Origin of the sequence: Paenibacillus apis (assembly GCF_018333295.1) — a bacterium.
Classification (GTDB): Bacteria; Bacillota; Bacilli; order Paenibacillales; family Paenibacillaceae; genus Fontibacillus; species Fontibacillus antibioticophila.
Genome location: NZ_BORS01000058.1, coordinates 1 through 457, shown reverse-complemented (window position 1 = coordinate 457; position 457 = coordinate 1). Strand labels below are relative to the sequence as shown.

The 457-nt window shown below is 46.2% G+C and carries 1 rRNA gene; it reads left to right on the top strand.

The features are described 5' to 3' along the window. A 16S ribosomal RNA gene (locus tag KI362_RS25280) occupies positions 1–64 on the top strand; the annotation flags it as partial. Positions 65–457: the final 393 nt, after the last annotated feature.

Sequence of the window (457 nt, the reverse complement as noted above, 5' to 3'; positions counted from 1 at the left end):
GATGATTGGGGTGAAGTCGTAACAAGGTAGCCGTATCGGAAGGTGCGGCTGGATCACCTCCTTTCTATGGAGTACCTCGTTCCTGTAGGGGACGGTACAATAGGCTGACCGTAAGGTCGCCGATCACTTTGCGTAAGCAAAGCAACCAAATCAGGTCTTAAGCCTGTTACTCACTCGTTGGTCAGTTTTGAGAGTTCAACTCTCAAACTCGTTGTTGTTATTCACCGCGCTTGCGTCAGTCGAATAACACAGCACTTGATCCTTGAAAACTGGATAACGAAACGAAGAATCTGCGAATTAGAACATTCCTTTTAGCTGAACTTGTGTCACTGGATTTTTCGCAAGAAAATATCCGACATCAAGTTAGTATTAGGTAGTGAATACACATGCGAAAGTTTTGGGACTGGGGATCCTTTGGAAGTGTCTGCAACCCTTGCGATCAGCAAGAGCGGGCAAC